The organism is Vibrio sp. RE86 (assembly GCF_013114545.1).
Taxonomy (GTDB): domain Bacteria; phylum Pseudomonadota; class Gammaproteobacteria; order Enterobacterales; family Vibrionaceae; genus Vibrio.
Window position 1 is genome coordinate 1 of sequence record NZ_VTXI01000001.1, and the last position, 20,362, is coordinate 20,362.

Sequence of the window (20,362 nt, forward strand, 5' to 3'; positions counted from 1 at the left end):
TGTCTTTAAATCTTGATGACGATTACGTTTCATGTTTTCTCCAGAGACAAAAAAGCCTCGCAATTGCGAGGCTCTATGAACGACTAAATGCTGATTCTCAGCAGCTTCTTCTATATATCAAACATTCCCGACAAAAAAAATAATCCAAAACTTTATGCACAATCACCCTTCTATACGCCAACTATTTACTGATCGAACACCTTTACTCAGCAATATTTTGAATACGTAAATAGATCGTCTTGTAAGGACATCAAATAGTATCTTCTCGTGCGCGTGGCCTTCCCTCCGCTTTACACTGTAAAGCCAGCGGCTTCTTTAATCACAGTAAACAGCTTTATCTGGGTGATTAAAATACTCAAACATCAACGTTATATCTTCAGGCAGGACTCGACCTTGTGACAGTGGCGGTAATCGCTTCGGAGAAAAGAAATCAATCTCTGAAACCTCAATATTAGGAGTCGCCTCACCAGAAACAAAATCGCAGAGAAAAAACATCTTATAGATATGGAACGGGTATTCAGGTTGATAGTCATGTTCAGCGCGATCTTTCACAGCCACAAGCCTTGGATTGTTGACGATAAAGCCGGACTCTTCCAACACTTCACGAACAACGCCTTGTTTGGCGGTTTCACACACATCTCCCCAACCACCGGGAAGTGTCCAACAATCGTCCTCGCGCTCTCTGACCAATAAAATTTTGCCATCTTTGATGACACCTGCACGCAAATCAATTTTGGGGGTAGGATAACCAGACTCAGGAACAAATAGTTTCTCGACGACTTCGATTGGTGCGTCACTTAAATGCGCGAACATCTGGTGCGCAATATCATCAAGTTGCTTGTAGCGCTCAAGGTCATACTTGTCATTACCGTAGGTCTCACCCGCTTGCGCGATGGCCTTTATCTGTTTTGCCCAATTTAACCAAGGCTGCATGTCACTCTCCTATTGATCAATCGGCTTTAGCACTCTGCATGGATTACCCGCAGCCACGACATTCGCAGGAATGTCTTTGGTGACAACACTGCCAGCACCAATCACACTATTTTCGCCAATTGTCACTCCAGGGCAAACAATCACGCCCCCACCCAACCAAACATTATTGCCAATCGTAATTGGGGTTCCGAACTCTACGCCTTCTTCCACACGCCCTTTTACATCTAATGGGTGGCCTGCTGTATAGATCTGCACATTGGGAGCAAACAGCACATTGTCACCTATGTGGACTTCTGCCACATCCAACACAACGCAGTTAAAGTTGGCGTAGAAGTTTTTACCCGCTTTGATATTCGAGCCATAGTCACAGCGAAATGGAGGTTCAAGATACGCACCGTCTGAACTTGGAATCAAAATATTGATCGCCTCACGCCACTCATCAGTATCAGGAAGACTATTGTTTAACTTTTGCAGAGTCTTGCGACATTCAATACGCTCATTATAAAGTTCCTTATCCCAAGCATCATAAGGCTCTCCCGCAAGCATTTTCTCTTTTTCAGTTCTCATGGCTCTTACCAAATTCCTAGAAGTTTGAAGTGAAATATCGCATAACACTGCCCTTTTGTGATTGCCCAAAGCTGGTAAATTATTGTGTCGTGCTGAGCATCACTTTTTGTACGAATGAATCTTGCTCTGTCATCAGCGGCTTCTATTGTTTCGTTTGTTTTTATTTACTACTCAATGACGTTTTCTAGCAGCTGGTCATAAAAGCATTTGGCTGCGGGTCCTGTTTTCGCCCCCTTTGGCAAAGTGATATGCAGTGGAACTTGATACTTATCGTTTTGCTCAATCTTCAATACTTTTAACTGCCCGTGGTTCCTTTGTGTGATGATGTGCTCTGGTAAACGACAGAACCCTACACCTTGCTCAATCGCTCTAAAAGCATGATCAAAGTTATCGACGGTAATCCTTTGATTCGCCTTTAACCAACCCACATTTTGTTCTCGCTTGTCTGCATCACTTGCCCCTAGGTCACGCACGACAACCTGAGTTTGAGTGGCAAAGTCAGCCATGCAGATATTCGGCTTGTGCGCGAGTGGATGATCGCTTGAAACCACAGGTAGCATACTGGTCATAGAAAAGGCTTGTGCAGGATAGTTCGTCACTGGCAAGGTAATGATTGCTATATCAGCTTGTTCATTAGTGACCATTTCTGTCGTTTTGCTCAAAGAGGTTTCCACCACTTGAATCGAGGTACTGTTGTTCATTTTCAGGTAGCTCGCCATCGCCTTGTAGAGCAAGCTCGGATCACACAGGTGATCGATCGCGATAGTGATTTCGGATTCTACTCCCGCTGATATTTGCTGGCTGAGATCTTCGAGGTCTCTTGCTTGTTCTAACATACTGCCTGCACGGCGCAGCAAAGACTTCCCATGCTCAGTCACACTGGCTCGTTTGCCTTTGACTTCCACAAGCTTGACACCCAGCTGATCTTCAAGCTTTCTAATCGAGTAAATCAAAGTCGTATGGCTCTTATTGAGCGACACCGCCGCAGCTTGAATACTTCCCGCTTTGTGGACCTCTTGCAGAGTCAACCATTGTTCTAACGTACTTTTCAGCCTCATCACATACCTGTCAGTTTTTTAGACATATATGTGCAATATTATGAACTTTTCTGTTCAATCTATACAGATAATAATCACTCCATCGAACGGCATTAGACGTTCACAGCACAAGATGGAGAACACAAAATGAAATTACTACAAGTCGATTTTGAATATCACGGCCCAATGGGTGAAGCCATGTCTAACGCTTTAGTCGGTTTGGCTGAATCAATTAATCAAGAGCCAGGATTAATCTGGAAGATTTGGACAGAGAGTGAGGCAGACAAATTAGGCGGTGGTGTTTATCTATTTGAAGATGAGGCTACGGCAAAAAACTATCTAGAAATGCATGCTGCTAGACTGAAAGAGATGGGCGTATCAGAGGTTCGTGGTGTCATTTTTGACGTGAATCAGCCTCTGACGGCGATTAATAACGGCCCTGTCGCTTGATAAGGATTGCGTATGAAAAACCGAAACTTTTTAACCCTGCATGGCGGAATCTACACCGCCTTTGCTATCGCGCTGTTTGTGCTACCAACGCTCATGTGGCCGATGTATGGCGTTGAGATAAACGATAAATACGCTTTGTTCTTATCCCAGCACACCAGCATCTTCCTAGGAGGGGTCGCTGCCGTCAGTTTGCTTCTGCGTAGCATTGACCACAAACCAACGATGATACAGCTGCTTAAAGCCTTGCTCATCACCAACTTATTGGGCGTTGCCATAACAACATACGCAGGCATAACGGGTATTTTTGTTGGGTTCGGTTGGAGCGATCCTGCATTCTTTGCGCTATTAACCGCGCTCACCTACCGCCAGCTTAAGCAACAATAGAGCTTTGCGCTTCACATTGAGGCGCAAATCCCCCCTCGCCTTTCATTAATGATCTCAGTAGAATGCGCTCTCTTTTTCATCGAATGAGTAGAGATAGGCAGACGGTTTGCACACAGTAGAACAACTTAAGAATGGTGAGCTTAAAGGCATTCACAGACTAAAACTTTGCGAGCAGCTTACAGAGCTACCGAAAGATATTTTATCGCTGGCAGATTCGCTTGAGATTTTAGATCTCTCAGGCAATCAACTGACTGATCTACCAGATTGGTTGGCAGAACTACCGAAACTTAAGATTGTGTTCGCGTCGAATAACCGCTTTGACCACCTACCTGACGTATTAGGTTGCTGCCCACAACTCGATATGGTGGGTTTCAAAGGCAACCAGATCGTCACAGTATCAGAGCAATCTCTGTCTCCAAATTTGCGCTGGCTAATCCTTACAGATAACCAAATTGAAGTTCTACCAGAGTCATTAGGTAACTGTACTCCAATGAGAAAGCTCGCACTGGCCGGCAACAAGATTCGCACACTTCCGTACTCTTTCTCAAAGTTGACCAACTTAGAACTCGTTCGTCTATCGGCCAACCAACTCGACACCTTTCCGCAGGTGCTACTCGAACTGCCAAAGCTCGCGTGGATGGCATTTGCCGGTAACCCATTTTGTGAGCGATTAACGCTATCAGACAGCGTGCCTCAAGTCGCTTCAACAGCGTATTCTACCAATCATGTTCTTGGCCAAGGTGCTTCTGGCGTTATCTCACATGCCGATTGGCTCGATAACTCATTTGATTTTCCGCCACATGTTGCGATTAAAGTATTCAAAGGCGAAGTCACCAGTGATGGTTACCCTCAAGATGAGCTGCAAGCTTGCCTACAAACAGGTCAGCACGCTAACCTCGTTAAGTCTATCGCCCAAGTGAGTGAGCCAGACTACCTTGCTTTGGTGATGGAGCTTATCCCAGAGAGTTACTACAACCTTGGTTTACCTCCAACGTTAGAAACTTGCTCACGCGATGTGTTCCATCCAGACTTCGAGTTATCGATTGAACAAATCACCCACATTGTTAATCAAATGATGGATGTTTTTGAGCACATGCACAGTAACAAAGTTTGTCATGGTGACCTCTACGCACACAACGTGTTGGTTAATGATGCTGGAGAGATGATCTTTGGCGATTTCGGCGCTGCGTCAGTGTATGGCTACCTAGATGAATCTCTGCAACGTGGAATTCGACAAGTAGAAGCACGCGCACTATCGCACTTTATTGATGATCTCCTTTCGGTCTGTAAACCAAGAGAGAAACAAACCGCCGCGTATCAATCCTTACGTCAGCTCACCAAATTGACTGCGTAATTGAACATCGACAGCCCAGAGCACGTATTGTCCTCTGGGCTTTTTATTGAGACCTCTGCTAAGTTTTTAACACAACCACCTTCAAGGATGTCAGATGATAAATATGGACTTCACCCAACGCATTGCTATAGAGACTGAAGCCATGGAGTGGTTGGCCAGCCCTGCAAATGGTGTATGGCGCAAACCGTTAGAGCGTCAGGACGCTGAATCTGGGCACACCACAAGCATTGTTCGATATGATCAGGGCTCTGCATTCAATACTCACCCACACCCAATGGGCGAAGAAATTTTTGTCTTAGAAGGCGTGTTTTCTGATCAAAATGGCGACTACCCTGCCGGCACTTATCTTCGCAATCCACCCGGCAGCGAACATGCCCCTTTTAGCAATGAAGGCTGCGTGATCTTTGTTAAGCTGAATCAATTTGATGAACGAGATCTCAGCACTGTCAGGGTCAATACCACACAGACACCATGGCTTGACGGTATTGGCAACCTTAAGGTCATGCCGCTACACGATTTTGAGCATGAGCACGTTGCTCTGGTCAAATGGCCAGTGGGTGAAAGGTTCCAACCTCACAAGCATTTTGGCGGTGAAGAGATCTTGGTTTTATCTGGGGAGTTCAAAGACGAGTATGGCTCATACCCTAAAGGTACCTGGATTCGAAGCCCTCATATGAGTGAGCATTTCCCATTCGTTGAACAAGAAACAGTTATCCTAGTAAAAACTGGGCACCTTCCACTGCTTTAGCGGACAAACTAGGCACCCATTTCATGAGCTGGGATTAACGGCCACCGGCAATATCAATGAAAGTGCCCGTTACGTAAGACGCTTGCTCAGACAAAAGCCACGCGATCGACTCTGCAACTTCTTGCGGCGTGCCTCCACGTTTTAATGGCAGCGTCGAGGCTAAACGGTCGACACGCTCAGGCTCTCCGCCATCAGCGTGCATCTCGGTATAAATACAACCTGGTCGCACGCCATTCACTCGAATTCCCTGCCCCGCTAACTCCAATGACAAACCTTTAGTAATAGAATCCATCGCCCCTTTAGATGCCGCATAATCGATGTATTCGAATGGCGCTCCGAGACGAGATGCCGCTGAGGAAACATTCACTATCGCACTTTTTGTCCCCGCTTGACGGATAAAGGCTTTGCAACATAGAAAGCAACTGATGACATTGGCATTCATGACGGTTTGAAAACGTTCGAGCTCGATGTCACTCAACTGTGATTGGGTAAAAAGAATTCCTGCATTGTTAACCAAGTGCGTCACTGTGCCATAACGTTTACTCGTCGCTTCAAAGAGCGCTTCTACCTGTGACTCATCAGAAACATCCGCTTGGTAACAAAAGGCCTCGCCGCCGCGGTCAATAATTTCATCGACGACCTGCTGAGCTCTATGATGCTGCGTTAAGTAGTTCACACAGACTTGATAGCCTTGTGACGCCAATAGCTTTGCAGTTTCTGCACCTATTCCTCGGCTTGCACCGGTCACGATAACGGTTTTACTCATTTTTATCCTATCCGTTGGTAAAGTTAGTACTCTTTACAGTGTAAAGCGCTCGGGTTCTTTCATTTTCTCAGTACTGGCCAATAGACGTTCAACCAATAAGGTCAACGCTTTAGGTTGATATTGACGCTGCTTATAAACGATATGTGCTTCACGCACACTACGCTGGTATTGAGGCAGAACACGAACAACATTCATCCCTTCATGCACATGACGAAACGGCAAAGAGGCGACCCCTAGCCCTTTTTCAACCACGCCGCAGAGAGCAAAAATATCGTTAATGACTAGCTTAGGGCTGACCTTTATAACATCAACAAGGGCCTCTTGCTCATAGATTGAGAGCTTATTGGTGTGATCCACACTGACCCAGTCAAGCTGAGTTAACTTCTCTAGAGTGTCGACTTCACCGACTTTGGCAAGGTACTCTGGGCTGGCAAAAAAACCATGACGCGCTTTAAACAGGGGTCTTGCGATCATCTCATCCATATCTTCTAAATCGAAGGTGATCAGTAGATCGCGATCAGTTTGTGGGATCACTTGTTGCTGACTCAGAATGAGATCAAGTGACACCTTGGGGTAATCAGCCAAAAACTGTTCCACGACTTCTCCGACGAAGGCGCGATAAAAGTTATGTGGGATGGCGAGTTTAATTTTCCCCGAGACTTCTTGGTTGTCAGAGAGCATTTGAGAAAAGCCACTCTCAATCGATTCCATACCACTACGAAGCGCCTCAAACGCTTCTAAGCCACTTTGTGTTGCGACCAGCTCTCTGCCTTTCTTTTCCAGCAAGCGGGTATTCAGGCGTTGTTCTAGAGCGGATAAACGACGTGACATGGTGGAAACAGGTAAGTGCAACTTCTTAGATGCCGCGAGAAGAGAGCCTTCTTCAACCACACTACAAAACAAATAGAGATCATCAATGTTTCCAAATATGGAACTCATAGTTCTAATCCTGCTTATTTTTTTCACTATTGGTTAGTTATATCCTTATTTACAACAAAACAACAGCCGAGGAGGACATATTATGAGCCGCAGACACTTTTGGATTTCCGCTCTCCTTTCATCATTTACTATGGCAGTGATCATGTCAGGTCTAATTTCAGGCTATAAGCTAGGATTCAGCAGCGTATGGCCCTCAGTATGGCTAGACAGTTTTCTGCTCGCCTGGCCTGCTGCGATCACGCTAAACCTGACGGTATTACCCCAAATTCGTAAGCTATCTAACTGGCTTGCTGGGTCAGAGTCTGTTTCGCAGGCATAAAAAAACCGAGCCATTGAGCTCGGTTTTTTTTGATAACTGTGTAATTACAGTTCAGCGTTATGGTAAACCTGCTGAACATCATCACAATCATCTAGCATGTCTAAGAACTTCTGGAACTTCTCAGCATCTTCGCCCGCAACTGGAGTGTGCGTTTGAGGTACGAAAGTAATCTCTTCCACATCCATAGTTAGGTCAGGGTATGCAGTGTTAAGCGCAGTCTTAGTCTTGAAGAACTCTGTGTGAGGTGCGAATACAGTGATAACACCGTCTTCTAGCTCAACGTCAGTTACGTCTACGTCTTCCATCATTAGCGTTTCTAGAATTGCTTCGTCATCATCGCCTTTGAACTGGAATACTGCTTGGTGATCGAACATGTGAGATACAGCGCCTTCAACACCGATCTTCGCACCACATTTCACGAAGCACTGACGTACGTCTTGGAAAGTACGGTTGCCGTTGTCAGTCAGACAGTCAACGATAACGCTTGTGCCACCAGGGCCAAAGCCTTCGTAACGTGCTGGTGCGTAGTCTTCACCGCCACCACCGTTTGCTTTATCGATCGCTTTGTCGATAACGTGTGCAGGAACTTGGTCTTTTTTCGCTTTAGCAATCAGGTGCTTAAGCGAAAGGTTCATATCTGGGTCTGAACCGCCATTTTTCGCGCACATGTAAATTTCTTTACCGTACTTGGAATAAACTTTAATTTTTGCGCCTGCAGTTTTCGCCATCGAGGCTTTGCGCACTTCAAAACTTCTTCCCATCGGGATGTTCTCTCTAATTCAATTTAACGCGAAGGATTTTAGCAAAAAGCGAGAGCTTTTCAATTTCTCACCTTTACAGAGGAAATGGCTCGCATCAGGCGACGCCCATTACTCGCTTATATTTGTCTACAGATTCTAAAAACAACGCCTTTTCTTCTTCATCAACAATTTTCGCTGCTTCCTGATCTATCTCGTCAGGAACGGCTTTGGCCTCACGGAGTTTCCAAACCAAAAAGGACGCTTGTTTATCAAGTTCGATTTTGTTCTTCTCACTAGCAGGCAGCGTAGATAGGTTGATCGACATACTAAAGCTCAAATCTGTAAAAATATGGAGGGAGAATATACCACACAAGAGCGCAATGTAGAGTAACAATCGAGTCTTGCGTCGCGGAATAGATCAAAAAAAGATTAAAAATAAAGGGTGGCTTTCCCAGGCCACCCTTCAGTATTCAGTTTAGTAAGTCGGGACTAGTGCAATATGCCTAGTTCTTTAGCTTCCTCTATGCTCAAACCGCTTTCACGAATTTCTCTTAATGCTTCGATACGGCGACGAGCTTCTGCAGATTTAGCTCCCTTAGTTGGCGTTTGTGAATCGACTTCTTCCGTGAGATCCCACTTGCCAGCAATCTTACTCATTTCATCATGGTCAATAGAATTAATGGACATAAATAACCTCCGAACAAACCATGCTAGGGACGCTTAATCTGTAGCAAAACTCTTCGTCCCTTGTTAAGAATTTTAGTCCCAGAATGTGATTGCGCTAATAGTTCAGACACTCTTATTGTTTTTCATATAAATAAGTTTTGCGCCCCTATAGGGATGACAGTACATTTAGAGGATTCCCCTAAAAGAAATGAGGATGATCTCCCTCTCATTTTTTCACCTCGTTCTTCCCAACAATGAACATCTGTTTCTTTCTGTAACCATGGTTTTACGAGTTACTTCACTCTTTTAAGCCTAACTTCTTTTCACTCTAAAAATAAGAGTTAATGATAATCATTATCTTTTGTATTTTGAGTATCCGTTATGAGTGAACTTTCAAATCAGCATGCCCTTCATGCTGACCCTATAATTCAAATCCGAAATTTATGCGTCGATTACATCACCGATAAAGGCGATTTTCGCGCAGTAAAGTCGGTCAGCTTTGATATTGGCAAAGGTGAAATTTTTGGCCTAGCTGGAGAGTCGGGCTGTGGCAAAAGCACCATCGCTTTTGCGATCAATCGCCTACATAAACCACCTGCATTTATCTCAGGTGGACAGATTCATTTTGAAGGTCGAGATCTACTGAGGTTATCAGACTCTGAAATTGGCGCGATTCGTTGGAGTGAAATTGCCATGGTCTTTCAGAGTGCCATGAACTCCCTCAACCCTGTATTACCGATTAAAGAACAGTTCGCAGATGTATTACGCCACCACAGAGGCATGAGTGACGAACAGGCAAAAGACCGCGCAGAGAAGCTTCTTGACCTAGTCAATATCCCTCGAGAGCGCCTGACTGAGTACCCACACCAGTTCAGCGGCGGTATGCGTCAGCGTCTAGTGATTGCGATTGCGCTTTCACTCAACCCTAAGTTAATCATCATGGATGAGCCAACCACTGCACTCGATGTCGTTGTGCAACGTGAAATACTGCAGCAAATTTACCAACTGCGTGAAGAGTTTGGTTTCTCTGTCTTGTTTATCACCCACGATTTGGCGTTGATGAGCCAATTATGCGATCGCATTGCCATTATGCGTCATGGTGAAATTGTCGAGGTCAACCAATCAAAACAGATCCGCAATAACCCACAACACCCATACACCCAAAAGCTTTGGGCATCATTCCCGAATATCCACGAAGGCAAACATCAGAAGCAAGGAGAGCCAGCATGAGTGAGCCAATTATCCAACTAAACAACGTTGAGAAAGAATTCACCATTGGTGGTGGCTTTGCTTCTGAAGAGCGCTTTAAGGCTTTACAAGGAATTAGCCTGAACTTGCACAAAGGAAAAACGCTTGCGCTGGTGGGCGAATCTGGCTGCGGAAAGAGTACCTGCGCTCGTTTGATCACTAAGGTCTATCCGGCCTCATCTGGTGAGATCTTATTTAATGGTCGCAACATCAACGAGATCACCAGCAAAAAGGATCTTCTCGACTACCGCAGCAAGGTACAGATGGTATTCCAAGACCCGTTTGGTTCTCTGAATCCCACCCAAACCATTCAGCACCATTTGACTCGCCCTCTTCTGATTCATAAGCAAATCACGGACAAGAAACAACTGCCTGCCAAGCTCAAAGAACTGATTGAGTTGGTTGAACTGGCACCAGACACACTTGAAAAGTTTCCTCATCAGCTAAGCGGTGGCCAAAGACAACGTGTGAACCTCGCTAGAGCGCTCGCGGTAGGCGCTGAAGTAATACTCGCCGATGAGCCGACCTCAATGCTGGATGTATCCATTCGACTCGGCGTATTGAATCTAATGCAAAGAATGAAAAAAGAGCTTGGGATAGGTTTTCTCTACATCACACACGATTTAGCGACGGCCCATTACATCGCCGAAGAAACGGCTGTGATGTATAAAGGACAAATTGTCGAATGGGGCGATACGCAGTCGATCTTAACCGATCCGCAACATCCCTACACCAAGCTTCTGATCTCAGCCGTACCCGATCCTGATCTGCCATTTGGAAAACTGGTTGAAAGTGAACCAAACTATTCATTAGATGCCGATGAAATCCGTGCAGCAAGTGCTGAGGTACATGACGGATTTGATCGAGTTGGTGAAAATCACTTTGTAAAACATTGGATTAAAGCAGCATGAGCGCATTAGATACGTGGGTTGATCAAATAAGCGATTGGTATCAAACCCGAAAGCATGATCAAGAGAAACAACTCGAATCATTGATCCTAAATGTTCCAGAAGGCGTTTGGGGACCGAATATTACTGACTTGCAGAGCAAGGCCATTGCTTGTTGGCTCGATGGTTGTCTGCGTATCTTCCAAAATGCCCGCTATCAAAACCCGAACAGAGCGTTTCAATTCTTGCAGCTCGCCTACAGCAAACTTCAGATGGTGGTGTCTGTGCCAAGCAATGAATTGGACCTACGCGATTGGTGTATGAAGCGGATGCAGCACCTTGCCGTGTTGAGCTTAGAATTCTGTAACCAACAGCCTCACTCGACTTGGCAAGAAAAGTCCCATCACTTGATTGAGTCGCACGTCCAATTTATGGCGATGCACGCCTGGAATGAGCCTAAACAGATGGATCATCGGAACTATGATCAAGGCAATCCATCGTTTCATTAGTTTTTCCGATCTAAAACTGGATCGATGATCAAGGCATACAACCTTGATCATTGTTCCGTAAGAATAGATTAAACCTCTGAATTTTAGGCAAAAAAAAGCGAGTTCAGAGAACTCGCAAAATATTCAGAATGAATGTAACAATATGAGCCAATCTATTAGGGATAATCTAATCCCTCATTCATCAGAAAGGACAAAAGGTTGTCTATTCGGGATAAATATTATCCAACTCCCTTACTAGCAATGTCAGTGGATTGTCAGGGGAATGTAGTAGCTTTGTTGTTCCAAACTTAGAATGTAACAGGGTGTTTAGTTGAGTAAACAAACACAAAAAAAGCCAGCATATTGCCGGCTTCTTCAAATCAAAATATCTTAAACTGCGACTTCATCGAGCGCACGGAACACACTCTCATCTAGGTGGCCTTCATACACTTGCTTGCAGACTTTACGTCTTACAGCCAGTCCTGCAATAAGGCGCTCAATACTTAAATGCTTGTTTTCGCTTTGCGTGTTGTAAAGCTCAATCATCTTGCTCAATGTCTCATAAGGAACGACATCATCCCCTACTCTTAAGAAATCAAGCTTGTCTATGAGTTCTAGACACTCTTCTTGGATAGAACTATGGGAATGTCCGGTCATAGCTGCTAACGCCGTTATAGAGCGTTCTAGAGCCTCTGAGGAGGTATATTTGGAGAGAGTAATGGTGATTTCATCTGCATTGATCTCTACAAGGTGTTTTCGCTGCTTCACTCGACGGCCAAGATTACCCCGTGGCGAGCGCTCTTTACGTTGGATTGGCTCGAACTCACCATCGATAATCTGAGACATCTCTTCAAGCTGCTTCTTCGACACCATTTCGTTTCGAAGCGGGTTTGGCAACGTAGGCGCCATGTTTCGCTTACCAGCGTTGGTCGTGCGAGCACGCGAGTATCTCAGCACCTCTTCCGCATCACACTTGATATCAAATTGATAATCTTTGATCTTTCCGTTTTCAACCATCGTCGAGATCGTTAAGTGGTAACCCCATAGGTTCACCGCAAAAAGATCCTCAGTTCCTTCCTCGTCAGAGAGTTTCTTGAGTTCTCGAATAAGATCCATCGAGAAACGTCGCCATTCGATGTTACGTGCCAGTTTCTGGTTCAAGTCACTCAGTAACATCACATCACTATGGCGACGCGACATACGACTACGGAAGTAGCTGTACAGTTGGAATACCAAAGTGTGTTGCTTCAAGATCTCTGGTGGGAACAAGAAGAAATAATCACGTGTGAGAAGCTCTTCGTAAAACGATGGCTCCCAGACGAGGATGTACAAGTTCGGTTTAATGCGAATTTCACCGTCAGCGCCCTCTGTAGGCGCTTCTTCCGACGCAGTAATGGTACGGGCCAAAAATCTAAAACGGTCGCTCTTGAAGCCTTCTGGCATGTTCTCGCTTAGCCATCGACCTGTGAGTTCGTGTAACTGAAAATCGGTAAACTCAATACGATCGATACTGTCGCGAATTGAGTCACGTGCCGGGCCACTGTCTTTCTTGCCACGCAGTGACAAAATATCGGTAATGTACAACGGCGTTTTGTTTGGCACGTGAGTACCATCAAGTTGGTATTGATGCTGGTGGTGCTCATGATATTGGACGGTCAGAGTGAACAACGCAAAAAGGGTCATCAGATCATCCACCGTCATGATGTTTTTCGATGATCGTGTTTCGATCACAGCGCGAGTGCCAGAGATCGAAACCATGCTTTTCTGATAATTTTTACGAGTTCTTGGCGGCGCTAACGCTTGATCAATTATCCCGGCCCAGTTGGTTGGGGACACAATGAATTGATCCGCTTCATCTTTCATCGCTGGTGGGGTGTTCAGGCCGTATTCATTCAGCAGGCGTTTATTTACCTGAGTTTGAGCCAGCGCTTTAGAACGTTTTTGTTTCTCGTTTTGCTTAACGGTTTCAGTCACTAAGCTTGTTGCACCAAGCACAGAAATCAGTTGGTTAGGATTCACAAAACGGTGAAGCATGGTTTTACCCGCCAACCCTTCTTCGAAACGAACTGGGACTTGTTGGAAAAGACCGATATTCACTGCTGCTCGAAGACGTTGCTGAATGGCTGCCCGCGTGACTTGGCCATCTGTTGCATCGATGAGCTCAGTTGTCGACACTAAACCATCTTTGCTACTAAAGCCTCTGAGAGAAATTAAATTCAAAAGCTCAACGATGCTTTTCGTTACACCTTTGAAATGTTGGTATTGCTCGATCCAATTGACCGCCATCTCTGACACCTCAAATAAGTGTCCATCTTTATGGCTTCTTGGCGCCTTGATCAGTAGTTTTTCTTCAGAGCTCATTATTATGATCCGTGTCACACTAGCCGTAATATCACTATAGTTCCGTGAGAATAAAGAAAAAAAGATCATAAATAAAGAAAAAATTATTGCTTTTAAATAACTGATCTTTCTGATTAATCTGATCTTAATTGATTATATGATCTATTGATCAGGGCGAGAGTTTGCTTATAAGTTGCTGTTTATAAATGAGTATTTTTTTAGGCTCTGGAAAGCATGATCATGGAATCCCCGTAAGCATGATCATTAACTTATTGAAAGCATGATCAAAAATTCAAAGAACGATGATCATGTATAGTTCGAATCGATGATCAACAGACCCTTGAAAGCATGATCATCATCTTTACACACTTTATCCACAACCGAACCGCTTGATTCGATGTATTTGCTTCGATTTGTTGAAGGTGGAGTATCCATTTTCTCGGAAATATGATCAAGGAATGTAGAAATTCAGAGTCAAAGTTTTGATTCCTGACGCTTAAGCGCTTCCATCATACACTATTGCCTATACCCTTATGTGATTTAGTTCGATGACGTTGACTTGGAAGCATGATCAGGAGATTTGCTGTAATCGCAATCCAGTTGATGATGTCGTTTAATTTTTCATGTGTTTCAGCCAAATAGCGCCTAATCTCCCAGTCCATATACATTCGTCCGTAATTTGGTCTTAGATTTACATGCTTCCGGAGTGGGTATCTACTTGATCATTGATCCGATCTTTGATCATTTGAGCAGACCACTTTGGATTTGATAAGGAATCGGGATATTACCTTGATCATTGTTCCCTAGGGGCGAAATCGGTCCGAAAGCATGATCACGAAGAGCTCCTTGATCATTGTTCCGGTCAGAGCCCAATCGAGCGTATAGTTTTAACCCAAATGGCGGAAGTTCTGGTGAGCGAGCGAACTTTCAATATGTGAGTAAAAAATCAAAATGACACCAGCCGTAATTAACTGAGCAATCTTAATCGTTCCGATAGAGATCATATTCGCAAAATAGAGGTCATATGTTTACATTGTAAATAAGTGACGCTGTGACATTTAAAAAGTAATTTGTTTTATATAGCTAAACTGCCACCAAGTGAGGCTTGTTTTTAGGTTATTAAATCAACAGAACAATCAATTTCCTGTAATTTCTCAATTTAATGTGATTCTTATCCATAATTGGATGTTCACCTTTTTATTGTCTGTAATTCAAAATGCTGTACAATTGATTGCAATTCATTAATAACGGAATTTGGCAAATGAAACGAGAAAATACGATTGAGGGCCTCAATCAGCTAGCTGAGAAGACCGCACAGGTCCAAGCTGATCGCATCGAAATTGTACTGGAAGAGCGCAGTGATGAGCACTTTCCTCCAATGTCAAAAGCATTGATGGAAACTCGCTCAGGTCTAACTCGTCGCAAACTTGATGATGCAATTAGCAAGCTTGAAGAGTCTGGTCACCAATTTACGAAGAACAATGCGAATCACTATTCTATCTCTTTAGAAGAGGCGCACATGCTAATGGATGCTGCTGGCATTCCTAAGTTTCATGAACGCAAAAAGAACGGTGACAACAAACCTTGGATCGTCAATGTACAGAACCAGAAGGGTGGTACAGGTAAGTCAATGACGGCGGTTCATCTTGCAGCTTGTTTGGCGTTGAATTTAGACAAGCGCTACCGCATCTGTCTGATTGACTTGGATCCACAGGGTTCTTTACGTCTGTTCTTGAATCCACAAATCAGCATTACTGACCATGAGAATATCTATTCTGCCGTTGATGTGATGCTTGATAACGTGCCTGAAGACGTGAATGTAGATAAAGAGTTCCTCCATAAAAACGTACTTTTGCCAACTCAATATCCAAACTTAAAGACGGTTTCTGCTTTTCCTGAAGACGCGATGTTCAATGCAGAAGCTTGGCAGCACCTATCGCAAAACCAATCGTTGGATATCGTTAAGCTATTAAAAGAGAAGCTGATCGATAAGATTGCTGACGACTTTGATGTCATCATGATTGATACAGGCCCTCACGTCGACCCATTGGTTTGGAATGCGATGTATGCCTCTAATGCACTGCTGATTCCATGTGCTGCAAAACGTCTCGACTGGGCGTCAACGGTTAACTTCTTCCAGCATCTTCCAACGGTATACGAAATGTTCCCAGAAGATTGGCAAGGGCTCGAGTTTGTTCGACTTATGCCAACAATGTTTGAAGACGACAACAAGAAGCAAGTTGCAGTACTAACTGAGATGAACTATCTGCTTGGCGACCAAGTTATGATGGCGACCATTCCTCGTAGTCGTGCATTTGAAACTTGTGCTGATACCTACAGTACAGTATTTGACTTAACTACTGGTGATTTTGAAGGGGGTAAGAAGACCCTTGCAACAGCACAAGACGCAGTTCAAAAGAGCGCATTAGAGCTAGAACGTGTGCTGCACAGTCACTGGTCATCATTAAATCAGGGGTAATTAGAGAATGGCAATTAAGACTTCAGATTTAAACGCAAGATTGTTTGGCAAGGCGAATAAGCGCCATGTCACGACACCGCAAGAAGCGCAGCAAGCTGCAAAAGAGCAAGCACAAGTGATTGAACTGGCGGTTGCTGGTGAAGAGAAAGTAAAGTTCGAGCTTGTTCGTATTCCTGCAAATGAAGTAAGTCAGCAAACCGTGGTGTTTGCGGAAAATGCTCGTGAGCAATCATTCTTAAACGAGCATGCGCTGTCGGACGTGTTGGTGACGCTAAAAGAGCGTGGTCAACAATACCCAGCGGTGGGTCGAAAGTGTGAAGACGGCAAGATCGAAGTACTGGATGGTAGTCGCCGTCGTATGTCGTGTATCTTGGCGGAAAAAGAGTTCCTGATTTACGTTGGTGAAAACATTAGCACCAAACACGCTAAGTTCTTATCAGACGTTGCTAACGCTCACAAACCACTCTCTCTATTCGAAAAGGGTAAAGAGATGCTGGCTAAGCTTGAGAGCGGTGAAGCAGAAGATCAGAAAGCACTGGCGAAGATGTTCCAGTGTAGTGAAGCGCTTGTTAGTGGTGCTCTTAAGGCCGCTGATCTGCCTCTAGAACTTCTTCAAGCATACCCGAATGTGGCTGAGCTTGGTCGCCCAACGATTGTTAAACTGCATAAACAGTTCAATGGTCTGGATGAAGAAAAGCGTGCCAAGCTACTCGAAAAGTGCAGCTCTGGTGAAGGATTTGTTTGGCAGCGCAGCCAGTCTCACGGTGTTGCTCGCATCACCAAGGAAGTGACTGAGACGATAGAAGCTTGGGTTGAAGAGTTAGCGCCAACCAAGAAAGCAGTATCAGCTAAGACAGAACTTGTAAAAGGTCGAGCAAACTACTCGCGTAAAGGCTCAAACTTAACATTAAACCTGAAGAAGGTTGATGATGCCTTGATGCAAGAGATCTTGGATTTGGTCGCTCAAAAACTGAATTAATCCAAATTCTTTTTAAAGAAATTAAGCCGCTTATTAGCGGCTTTTTTTGTGCCATAATATCGGCCAATGACTCTGCTTTAAGTGAATTCAAGATAATGGCCTCGACGCTCGACTTTTTCTCTCTGCTTTTTCAAACCGCATCTAAACGTAATCATCGTTTTGGCGTTGTGTTGACTGGTCAAACGGATTGGCAACAATCGTCACTCAATGCGTTGGTAGAGAAAGTAGGGCAGCAAGGCATTTTTCAGCTCGGTGGTGAGCCATTAGATGGAGTGGATGTTCACTTTAACGTGAAGCAAGGTCAGCGGCTTTTAGGCCAAGAGTGTCAGCTTTTGATCTGCGACTTACGCAGCGGCTTTGATGCAAACAGTTTTAGCGCGGCGACAGGGTGTATTCGTGGGGGCGGTCTATTGGTTGTGGTAGCGGACACCAACCAACAAACTGACGCTTTCGAGCAAGTTTGGTTGCAACAGTCTTTGAGCAATCTAATTGTGGTTGAGCAAGGAAAAGCACTGCCGACATTACCAGACACTTTTGAAACGCCGAACCATGCTTTTGAGCAGCAAGCACAAGCCGTCGACATGATCCGTAAAGTCGTTGAAGGCCATCGTAAGAGACCGTTTGTGATGACAGCAGACCGAGGCCGAGGAAAAAGTAGTGCTTTGGGTATTGCTGCGGCTGAGCTCATCAAAAGTCGCAACATTCATATCCTTGTTACAGCACCTAGTCTTGCGACGGTGAATCCACTGTTTGAACATGCTGCTGTGCATTTGAAAGATGCGAACCAGGAAAAAGGTCGATTAGAGTGGGGCGGCTCAAGCATTCAATTTGTCGCGCCAGATGAATTACTACGTTGTCACCACAGAGCTGATTGTGTATTGGTTGACGAAGCCTCTGCGATTCCTATCCCGATGCTACAACAAATGGTGGAACGTTTTCATCGCTTAGTATTTTCTACGACGATTCATGGCTATGAAGGATGCGGTCGTGGATTCACACTTAAGTTTCAAACTTGGCTAAAAGCAACTAGACCTAACAGCTCGTTTTTCCATATTGAGCAGCCTATTCGCTGGGCCGCGAACGACCCGTTGGAAAATTGGTTGTTTGACAGTTTTCTACTCAATACCGAACTCATGGATGCCCCTAAAAGCAGTGAGCAGAGATCAATTGAACGACTCGACAAAAAGCGGCTGGTTGAACAGCCTGACTTACTTCGACACTGTTTTGCGTTGCTGGTTAACGCCCACTATCAAACATCACCCAATGACTTGATACTACTTCTTGCCGACCCATCTATTCAGCTCTACGCCCAGTTTAGCGAAGGAGTCTGTCTTGGCTGCATTCTAACTGTCGAAGAGGGTGGGCTAAATGAGTCACTTCTCGAAGACATCGAACTGGGAAAACGCAGACCCAAAGGACATCTTGTCCCTGTGATGTTAGCTAATCAACTTGGTATTCGTTTAGCTGCAACCGACTTGAGTTTACGCGTTATGCGTATTGCTGTTCATCCTGACTTACAGAGGCAAGGTATTGGGCAAAGCATGATCCGTGATTTGATTGAACAAACCGGCTTCGCATTCTATTCCACCAGCTTTGGTGCGACGAAAGAACTTCATGAGTTCTGGCGTCAATGTGGATTTGAATCTGTGAAACTGGGCAGTCAGCGAGATCAGTCGAGTGGCACACACTCTCTTATCATGATTAAAGGACAAACTAGCTGGACGAAAAACGCTAACTTGTCTTTCGTAAGTAGCCTGCATTATGGACTGAGCAATATTTTTTCTGATCTTGAGACTGAACTTGTCCGTAGTTTGTTATCAAGAAAGGATGCTTCCGTTGTTTTACCTAGCGCGAGCAACCTGATCAAGAACTACAGTTTGGGCGGCGCCAGCTATGATAGCGTTGTTCCGTTTCTCGATGATTGGTGGAAACAGTCTCCGGCTATGTTGAACATGATGAGTGACTTGTACATTCGAAGAGTTGTCCAACGACATAGTTGGCAAGAGTGTGTCGACGAGTTTGGCTTTACAGGAAGAAAACAGGTTGAACAGGCATTTAGAGAGCAACTGCAACTGCTGAAATTTACAGTGTAAAGAATCGGTTCTCTTTACACTGTAAATTCAAGTTACCTTCCAAATTTATTCTCATATCCCTACATTTTATAGCTCAATTTATCTAGCTCATAAGGTTAGACAAGTTTGCTTTTAACTGCATAAAAACTAAAACAAAACGGCTTGAACGCAATCCCACCCAACAATATAACCATACAAAATCTGTATATTAGCACCTTGAGAATTAGTCATTCTTTCCTACACTCAGTTTTAAGCAACTTGCTTAATATCGGCTAGGAACTATAAAAACAAGGTTAAAACATGGAATGTTTGCTACCAGAGTCTCTCGACATCTCAACGGTGCTCGACAGTACGACTCAATACAGATCATGGCTTTCTCATGCAGAGCAACTAGACGTTGACGCCTCAAAGGTGGGTCGCGTTGATGCTGCTGGGATCCAAGCCTTAACTTCGCTGTTCCTCTCCGCGAAATCTAATCAGATAGAAATTCGACTCCTAAAACCTTCGCCTTTACTGACGGAAGGCATTGCGACGTTAGGACTAAATGAACCGTTTGATATGAACCATTGAGTTGGAGAGCGACCCTATGACTAAAATTTTGGCTGTAGATGATTCTGTATCGATTCGCCAAATGGTGAGCCACACATTGAAAGATGCGGGCTACGATGTGGAAACTGCCAATGATGGTAGAGATGCTTTGAGTAAAGTAACCTCATCAAAATTCGATGTTGTGATATCCGATGTCAACATGCCCAATATGGGCGGTTTTGAATTGGTAAAAGCGCTGCGCGAAAAGCCGCAATACAAATTTATTCCCATTCTGATGCTCACGACAGAAACCAGTACCGATAAAAAACAACAAGGAAAATCGGCTGGTGCAACAGGATGGCTAGTGAAACCGTTTAATCCAGATACGCTACTAAAAACTCTAAAACGCGTTATCTAAACGGCTTCCTCTCACACTGC

22 protein-coding genes are annotated in these 20,362 nt (G+C 44.5%); 13 read left to right on the plus strand and 9 right to left on the minus strand.

The window, feature by feature from the left end; all coding sequences use genetic code 11:
- Positions 1 to 315: 315 nt before the first annotated feature.
- The 3 genes from F0231_RS00005 to F0231_RS00015 all read right to left on the minus strand — a co-directional run bounded on the left by F0231_RS00005 (position 316) and on the right by F0231_RS00015 (position 2,558).
- A complete protein-coding gene (locus F0231_RS00005) occupies positions 316 to 933 on the minus strand; it encodes an NUDIX hydrolase (RefSeq protein ID WP_171757661.1) in 618 nt (205 codons plus the stop codon).
- A gap of 9 nt (positions 934 to 942) precedes the next feature.
- Positions 943 to 1,500, minus strand: a complete 558-nt coding sequence (locus F0231_RS00010; RefSeq protein ID WP_171757662.1) for a sugar O-acetyltransferase — start codon at positions 1,498 to 1,500, stop codon at positions 943 to 945.
- 167 nt (positions 1,501 to 1,667) lie between these two features.
- On the minus strand, positions 1,668 to 2,558 hold the full coding sequence (locus F0231_RS00015; RefSeq protein WP_171757663.1) for a LysR family transcriptional regulator: 891 nt from the start codon (positions 2,556 to 2,558) through the stop codon (positions 1,668 to 1,670).
- Positions 2,559 to 2,684: 126 nt separating this feature from the next.
- On the opposite strand from F0231_RS00015, the gene F0231_RS00020 reads away from it, so the two are divergent.
- From F0231_RS00020 to F0231_RS00035, 4 genes are all read left to right on the plus strand, one after another.
- Positions 2,685 to 2,987 carry a monooxygenase gene (locus F0231_RS00020; protein WP_171757664.1) on the plus strand — a complete coding sequence of 101 codons (303 nt, stop codon included), beginning with the start codon at positions 2,685 to 2,687 and terminating at the stop codon, positions 2,985 to 2,987.
- A gap of 12 nt (positions 2,988 to 2,999) precedes the next feature.
- Positions 3,000 to 3,371, plus strand: coding sequence for a hypothetical protein (locus F0231_RS00025; RefSeq protein WP_171757665.1), 372 nt, complete (start codon positions 3,000 to 3,002; stop codon positions 3,369 to 3,371).
- Positions 3,372 to 3,477: 106 nt separating this feature from the next.
- Entirely contained in the window at positions 3,478 to 4,725 is a 1,248-nt protein-coding gene (locus F0231_RS00030; protein WP_171757666.1) for a leucine-rich repeat-containing protein kinase family protein, read from the plus strand.
- A gap of 94 nt (positions 4,726 to 4,819) precedes the next feature.
- Positions 4,820 to 5,473 (plus strand): cupin domain-containing protein, encoded by a 654-nt coding sequence (locus F0231_RS00035; RefSeq protein WP_171757667.1) that lies wholly within the window; start codon positions 4,820 to 4,822, stop codon positions 5,471 to 5,473.
- Between the two features lie 34 nt (positions 5,474 to 5,507).
- On the opposite strand, the gene F0231_RS00040 is transcribed toward F0231_RS00035, so the two are convergent.
- Both F0231_RS00040 and F0231_RS00045 read right to left on the minus strand, forming a co-directional pair.
- Positions 5,508 to 6,239, minus strand: coding sequence for an SDR family oxidoreductase (locus F0231_RS00040; RefSeq protein ID WP_171757668.1), 732 nt, complete (start codon positions 6,237 to 6,239; stop codon positions 5,508 to 5,510).
- A 33-nt stretch (positions 6,240 to 6,272) separates the two neighbouring features.
- Positions 6,273 to 7,178, minus strand: coding sequence for a LysR family transcriptional regulator (locus F0231_RS00045; RefSeq protein WP_171757669.1), 906 nt, complete (start codon positions 7,176 to 7,178; stop codon positions 6,273 to 6,275).
- Positions 7,179 to 7,260: 82 nt separating this feature from the next.
- Here F0231_RS00045 and F0231_RS00050 point away from each other — a divergent pair, with 82 nt between their 5' ends.
- Complete coding sequence (locus F0231_RS00050) at positions 7,261 to 7,497, plus strand: DUF2798 domain-containing protein (RefSeq protein ID WP_171757670.1); 237 nt, start codon at positions 7,261 to 7,263, stop codon at positions 7,495 to 7,497.
- A 44-nt stretch (positions 7,498 to 7,541) separates the two neighbouring features.
- Here F0231_RS00050 and F0231_RS00055 read toward each other — a convergent pair whose 3' ends face one another.
- The 3 genes from F0231_RS00055 to F0231_RS00065 form a co-directional block, all read right to left on the minus strand.
- Positions 7,542 to 8,258 carry a YebC/PmpR family DNA-binding transcriptional regulator gene (locus tag F0231_RS00055; RefSeq protein ID WP_171757671.1) on the minus strand — a complete coding sequence of 239 codons (717 nt, stop codon included), beginning with the start codon at positions 8,256 to 8,258 and terminating at the stop codon, positions 7,542 to 7,544.
- A 94-nt stretch (positions 8,259 to 8,352) separates the two neighbouring features.
- Complete coding sequence (locus F0231_RS00060; RefSeq protein WP_171757672.1) at positions 8,353 to 8,562, minus strand: DUF3283 family protein; 210 nt, start codon at positions 8,560 to 8,562, stop codon at positions 8,353 to 8,355.
- Between the two features lie 164 nt (positions 8,563 to 8,726).
- Positions 8,727 to 8,924: a PA3496 family putative envelope integrity protein gene (locus F0231_RS00065; protein ID WP_171757673.1), complete on the minus strand. Its 198-nt coding sequence runs from the start codon at positions 8,922 to 8,924 to the stop codon at positions 8,727 to 8,729.
- Positions 8,925 to 9,284: 360 nt separating this feature from the next.
- On the opposite strand from F0231_RS00065, the gene F0231_RS00070 reads away from it, so the two are divergent.
- The 3 genes from F0231_RS00070 to F0231_RS00080 are packed head-to-tail and all read left to right on the plus strand — an operon-like array spanning position 9,285 to position 11,547.
- Positions 9,285 to 10,133: an ABC transporter ATP-binding protein gene (locus F0231_RS00070; protein WP_171757674.1), complete on the plus strand. Its 849-nt coding sequence runs from the start codon at positions 9,285 to 9,287 to the stop codon at positions 10,131 to 10,133.
- Positions 10,130 to 11,062: an ATP-binding cassette domain-containing protein gene (locus F0231_RS00075; protein ID WP_171757675.1), complete on the plus strand. Its 933-nt coding sequence runs from the start codon at positions 10,130 to 10,132 to the stop codon at positions 11,060 to 11,062. Before F0231_RS00070 ends, F0231_RS00075 begins: the two co-directional genes overlap by 4 nt.
- The gene (locus F0231_RS00080; RefSeq protein WP_171757676.1) at positions 11,059 to 11,547 is read left to right on the plus strand and encodes a transcriptional regulator; all 489 of its coding nucleotides are present in this window, start codon (positions 11,059 to 11,061) and stop codon (positions 11,545 to 11,547) included. Before F0231_RS00075 ends, F0231_RS00080 begins: the two co-directional genes overlap by 4 nt.
- Before the next feature lie 369 nt (positions 11,548 to 11,916).
- On the opposite strand, the gene F0231_RS00085 is transcribed toward F0231_RS00080, so the two are convergent.
- The gene (locus tag F0231_RS00085) at positions 11,917 to 13,887 is read right to left on the minus strand and encodes a replication initiator protein RctB domain-containing protein (protein WP_171757677.1); all 1,971 of its coding nucleotides are present in this window, start codon (positions 13,885 to 13,887) and stop codon (positions 11,917 to 11,919) included.
- 1,240 nt (positions 13,888 to 15,127) lie between these two features.
- Here F0231_RS00085 and F0231_RS00090 point away from each other — a divergent pair.
- From F0231_RS00090 to F0231_RS00110, 5 genes are all read left to right on the plus strand, one after another.
- On the plus strand, positions 15,128 to 16,345 hold the full coding sequence (locus F0231_RS00090) for a ParA family protein (RefSeq protein WP_171757678.1): 1,218 nt from the start codon (positions 15,128 to 15,130) through the stop codon (positions 16,343 to 16,345).
- Between the two features lie 7 nt (positions 16,346 to 16,352).
- The gene (locus F0231_RS00095) at positions 16,353 to 17,324 is read left to right on the plus strand and encodes a ParB/RepB/Spo0J family partition protein (RefSeq protein ID WP_171757679.1); all 972 of its coding nucleotides are present in this window, start codon (positions 16,353 to 16,355) and stop codon (positions 17,322 to 17,324) included.
- 95 nt (positions 17,325 to 17,419) lie between these two features.
- A complete protein-coding gene (locus F0231_RS00100; protein ID WP_171757680.1) occupies positions 17,420 to 19,417 on the plus strand; it encodes a tRNA(Met) cytidine acetyltransferase TmcA in 1,998 nt (665 codons plus the stop codon).
- 279 nt (positions 19,418 to 19,696) lie between these two features.
- Positions 19,697 to 19,966, plus strand: coding sequence for a lipid asymmetry maintenance protein MlaB (locus tag F0231_RS00105; RefSeq protein WP_171757681.1), 270 nt, complete (start codon positions 19,697 to 19,699; stop codon positions 19,964 to 19,966).
- A 16-nt stretch (positions 19,967 to 19,982) separates the two neighbouring features.
- Entirely contained in the window at positions 19,983 to 20,342 is a 360-nt protein-coding gene (locus F0231_RS00110) for a response regulator (RefSeq protein ID WP_171757682.1), read from the plus strand.
- Positions 20,343 to 20,362 lie beyond the last annotated feature (20 nt).